General features: G+C 70.5%; 5 protein-coding genes. 4 read left to right on the plus strand and 1 reads right to left on the minus strand.

Annotated features, from left to right (window positions below; translation table 11 throughout):
• Positions 1–22 precede the first annotated feature (22 nt).
• From AOK24_RS22650 to AOK24_RS22665, 4 genes are all read left to right on the plus strand, one after another.
• Positions 23–991 carry an Lrp/AsnC family transcriptional regulator gene (locus AOK24_RS22650; RefSeq protein ID WP_055721901.1) on the plus strand — a complete coding sequence of 323 codons (969 nt, stop codon included), beginning with the start codon at positions 23–25 and terminating at the stop codon, positions 989–991.
• A 65-nt stretch (positions 992–1056) separates the two neighbouring features.
• On the plus strand, positions 1057–1551 hold the full coding sequence (locus AOK24_RS22655; RefSeq protein WP_055721902.1) for a MarR family winged helix-turn-helix transcriptional regulator: 495 nt from the start codon (positions 1057–1059) through the stop codon (positions 1549–1551).
• A gap of 131 nt (positions 1552–1682) precedes the next feature.
• Complete coding sequence (locus tag AOK24_RS22660) at positions 1683–2804, plus strand: ABC transporter substrate-binding protein (RefSeq protein WP_055721903.1); 1122 nt, start codon at positions 1683–1685, stop codon at positions 2802–2804.
• A gap of 56 nt (positions 2805–2860) precedes the next feature.
• Complete coding sequence (locus AOK24_RS22665; protein WP_055721904.1) at positions 2861–4135, plus strand: YhgE/Pip domain-containing protein; 1275 nt, start codon at positions 2861–2863, stop codon at positions 4133–4135.
• A 109-nt stretch (positions 4136–4244) separates the two neighbouring features.
• On the opposite strand, the gene AOK24_RS22670 is transcribed toward AOK24_RS22665, so the two are convergent.
• Positions 4245–4760 (minus strand): FMN-dependent NADH-azoreductase (locus AOK24_RS22670; RefSeq protein ID WP_055721905.1); only part of this gene is annotated, 516 nt, incomplete at its 5' end.

The raw sequence follows: 4760 nt of genomic DNA on the forward strand, positions 1-4760 counted from the left end.
CCCCTCCCCCCGAAGAGACCCCATGGCACCGCCCGTGTTCGACCCCCTCGATCTCAAGCTGCTCCAGGCGCTGCAACTGGACGGCCGTGCCTCGTACGCGCGGATCGCGGAGGTTCTCGGGGTGTCCGATCAGACCGTCGCCCGGCGGCTGCGCAGGCTGCGCGGGGCCACGCGGATGCGGGTGCTGGGGATCGTGGACGAGAACCGGCTGGGCCGCAGTGGCTGGATCGTGCGGATGCGGTGCACCCCGGACGCGGCGGAGCGGCTCGCGGAGGCGCTGGCGAGGCGGCCGGACACGGCGTACGTGGCGCTGGAGTCGGGCGGCACGGAGGTGGTCGCGTCAATGCGTCCGCGCAGCCGCGAGGACCGCAACGAGCTGCTGCTCAACCAGTTGCAGCGCACCCCGCGCCTGCTGTCGGTGAGCGCGCACTGCGTCCTGAACCACTTCTACGGCGGCGCCGCCGGCTGGCTCAGCAAGCTCCAGGCGCTGACCCCGGCGGAGGAGGAGGCCCTGCGCCCACCGCCGGTCACGCCGCAGCCCGGCGTCGTACAGATCGACGACACCGACGAGCGTCTCCTCGCGGTCCTGCGCCAGGACGGCCGCGCCCCGCTCGGTGAACTCCGGTCCGCCACCGGCCAGTCGGAGTCGGTGGTCCGGCGCCGCCTGGAGCGGCTGCGCTCGTCCGGCGTCCTCTACTACGACGTGCAGTACGACCCGGAGGCCCTGGGCGGCACGGTCGACGCGATGCTGTGGCTCACCGTCGCGCCGTCCGCGCTGGCGTCGGTCGGCAATGCCCTCGCCGCGCACCCGGAGGTCGCGTTCGCGGCGGCGATCACCGGCCCCGCGAACCTCGTCGCCGCGACCCTGCACCGCAGCAGCGCGGACCTGTACACGTACCTCTCCGAGAGAATCGGCGCCCTGGAGGGCGTGCACGCGGTGGAGACGGCGCTCACGCTGCGCCAGGTGAAGCAGCTGACGTACGAGCCGTGAACGACCTGGTCAGCGGGTGGAGGCCGCCCGGTGGCGGGTCGCCGCGCGCTGCTAGGGTGCACGGCATGCAACCCCGCTGGCTCTCCGCGCAGGAGCTGCGCATCTGGCGCTCGTTCTCCGACCTGAGTCTCGTCATGGAGGACGCCCTCGATCAGCAGCTGCGGCACGACTCGGGGATGAGCCACCTCAACTACTCGATGCTGGTGATCCTCTCCGAGCAGCCCGAGAAACGGCTGCGGATGACGGACCTCGCGGAGAAGCTGCGGATCGCCCGGACCCGCCTGTCGTACACCGTCGCCCGGATGGAGGAGGAGGGCTGGGTACGGCGTGAGGACTCGCCCGGCGACAAGCGGGCGCAGCTCGCGGTGCTGACCGAGGCGGGGATGGCCGCGCTTGCGGAGGCGGCGCCGGGCCACGTGGCCCTCGTCCGGGCCACGGTCTTCGACCGGCTGACGCCGGAGCAGGCGCGGGCGTTCGGGGAGGCGTGCGCGATCGTCCTCGCGGGGATGACGGGCCCGGAGCGCCCGGCGCTCCCGGTGGACCTGCCCTGGCGACGCTGAGCACAGGCCCTGACCAGGCACGATTCACTCTCTTTCGATCACCGTCGAGCTCAGCCACAGCCATATCTTGCAGATTTGCAACACCTGCGGCTAAGGTCAATAGCAGTTGAAGTCTCAATCAAGGAGCTGTCATGCGGATCTCCCGTACGGCCTGGGCCGGTGCCGTAGCCCTGGGCGTCCTCGCCACGAGCGGCGCGGCCGTGGCCACCGCCGGTACGAAGCCCGCGAGCGAGGACGCGCAGTTGCAGAAGCTGTACGCGCAGGCTGTCGCCGAGGGCGGCCGGCTGGTCGTCTACGCGGGCGGCGACAAGCCCGGCCAGGCCGACTACCTCAAAGACGCCTTCGTCAAGAAGTTCCCGAAGATGAAGGTCGACATCGTCGTCGACTTCAGCAAGAACCACGACGCCCGCGTCGACAACCAGATCGACGAGCGGCACGTCGTCGCCGACGTCGTCCACCTCCAGACCGTCGACGACTTCCCGCGCTGGAAGAAGGAAGGCGTGCTGGAGAAGTACAAGCCGGTCGGCTGGAACGCCGTCGACAAGCGCGTCAAGGACAAGGACGGCTACTACACGGGCCTGTTCTACTTCGCCTTCGCCAACGTGACCGCGACGAAGCTCGGTTCGCAGGCCCCGGTCGAGGCCAAGGACTTCCTGAAGCCGGAGTTCAAGAACAAGCTCGTCTTCACGTACCCGAACGACGACGACGCGGTGCTCTACTACTTCAAGCAGCTCACCGACCAGTACGGCTTCGGCTACCTGAAGCAGCTGCTGGCCCAGAACCCGACGTTCGTGCGCGGCACCCAGGACTCCTCCGACCTCGTCGGCACCGGCGACTACGTCGCCAACTTCGGCAGCGGCGGCAGCGCGAACGGCGTCTCCGAGGTGACCTTCCCGAAGCAGTCCCCGTGGGTGGCATGGCCGCAGACCGGCGCGATCCTCAAGAACGCCCCGCACAAGGCGGCGGCCAAGCTGTACCTGAGCTGGATCCTGTCGAAGGACGCCCAGACGAACGACATCGGCACCTGGTCCTCCCGTACGGACGTCCCCGCCCCGGCCGGCCTCAAGGGCATCTTCGACTACAAGAACATGAACCCCCTGGGCCTCGGCGAGTTCCTGAGCGACCGCACGGCGCTGGACCGCTACAAGGCGCGGATCGCCCTGTACGTCGGTGACGCCCAGGGCGTGAACCCCTCGGACCCGCAGGGCGTGCTGGGCCTGCACCCGGTGAGCCAGAGCGGCAAGCAGGGCTGAGCCCCCGGCGGGGGTTCGATGTGCGGCGCGCCCGCACCCGTGCTGACCTGGTAACCATGACGCCCGAACCCCCACCCCCGGCCCGCCCGGTCCGTGCGTTCTCGCTGATCCGGCACCCGAAGCTGTGGATCCTGCCGACGCTGCTGAGCACGGTCCTCGCGTTCCTGCTCTCCCTGCTGTACATGGGCGGCATCGTCAGCCCGAACAAGCACCTGCACGACCTGCCGATCGCCCTGGTCAACGCCGACCAGGGCAAGCCCCCGGCGGGTCAGCGGGCCAACCTGGGCACGCAGGTCGCCGAGGCGATCAGGAAGGCCCCCGGCGACCAGGCCGAATGGCGCACGCGCACCCGCGCGCAGGCCCAGGACGAGCTGGACAGCGGCAAGGTGTACGGCGCGCTCGTGATCCCCGCCGACTTCACGGACCGCGCCCTCGCCCTCACCACCCAGGGCGCGACCACCCGCCCGACGCTGACGGTCCTGACCAACCCCGGCAAGGGCAGCCTCGGCTCCAGCCTCGCGAGCAGGATCTCCACGACGGCGGCGCAACAGGCGTCCAAGGCCATCGGCGAGCAGCTCACGAAGGCCGACCCGGCGGCGACGGCGACGACAAAGCTCCTGCTGGCGGACCCCGTACAGATCAGAACCGCCGTCGGCCACCCCATCGGCGACCACAGCGGCATCGGCCTGACCGCGTTCTACTACGCCCTCCTCCTGGTCCTGGCCGGTTTCATGGGCGGCAACGTCATCCACTCCGGCGTGGACGGCGCGCTCGGGTACGCGGACGTCGAGATGGGCCCCCTGCACACCCGCCGCCCCACAATCGACGTGAACCGCACGCAGACCCTGCTCCTCAAGATGCTGATGACAGCGGGCATCACCCTGATCAGCTCGTCCCTCGTCATGCTGGCCTGCGTCACGATCCTCGGCATCGACGCCACCCACCTCCCCCTCCTGTGGGTGTTCTCCTACTGCGCCACACTCGCCGTCGGCCTGGGCGTCCAAGCGATCAACGCCGCGTTCGGCGGCATCGGCCAGCTCGTCGCGATGTTCGTCTTCATCGTGATGGGCCTCCCCTCCTCCGGCACCACGGTCCCCCTCCAGGCCGTCCCCGGCTTCTACCGCTTCCTCTCCCACTTCGAGCCGATGCGCCAGCTCGGCGACGGCGTCCGCTCGATCCTCTACTTCGACGCCCGCGGCGACGCCGGCCTCACCCGCGCCTGGCTGATGATCGCCGTCGGCTTCGCCGTCTCCCTCCTCTTCGGCTTCGCGATGACCCGCTACTACGACCGCAAGGGCCACCGCCGCTTCACCCCACAGCCCGCTCCCTGAATGCGTACGGCGGTGAGGGCACCGCCGACCTCGCTGAACGGCGTCCGCCTCACGGCGGCGCAGTCGGTCCGGTGACCGGGCGGAGCCGTCCGTCCATGGCACCGCCGCCTCACGCCACCGCCTTCGCCCGGCTCGCCGCGTCCTCGAACGCGCGCTCCCTGGACGCCTCGAACAGCGGAAGGAACTCCGCGAGCGCCGGGACGTGCGGGGCCATCGTCATCTCCGGGACGATGAACGCGACGTCCAGCCCGAGGGCGTCCCGCAGGACGGTCGTCAGGTAGTTCTGCACGTACTCGAAGGACTCCCGGGGCGTGCCGGGCGCGTAAGACCCGCCCCGGCTGGCGACGACGGTGACGGGGGTGCCCTTCGCGGACGGCGCGTCGCCGGTCGTCCGCCCCAGGAGGATCACGTTGTCCAGCCACGCCTTCAGCGTCGACGGGATCGTGTAGTTGTACATCGGCGCGCCGATCACGATCGCGTCCGCCTGCTCCAACTCCTCGATGAGCAGGGCTCGTTCGGCGAAGGCGGCGGCCTGCTCGGGGGTGCGGGCGGCCGGGTCGGTGCCGCCGGCGTCGTAGGCGTCCGCGGTGATGTGGGGGGCGGGGGTGGCGGCGAGGTCCCGGTA

Source organism: Streptomyces niveiscabiei, assembly GCF_001419795.1.
GTDB lineage: Bacteria > Actinomycetota > Actinomycetes > Streptomycetales > Streptomycetaceae > Streptomyces > Streptomyces niveiscabiei.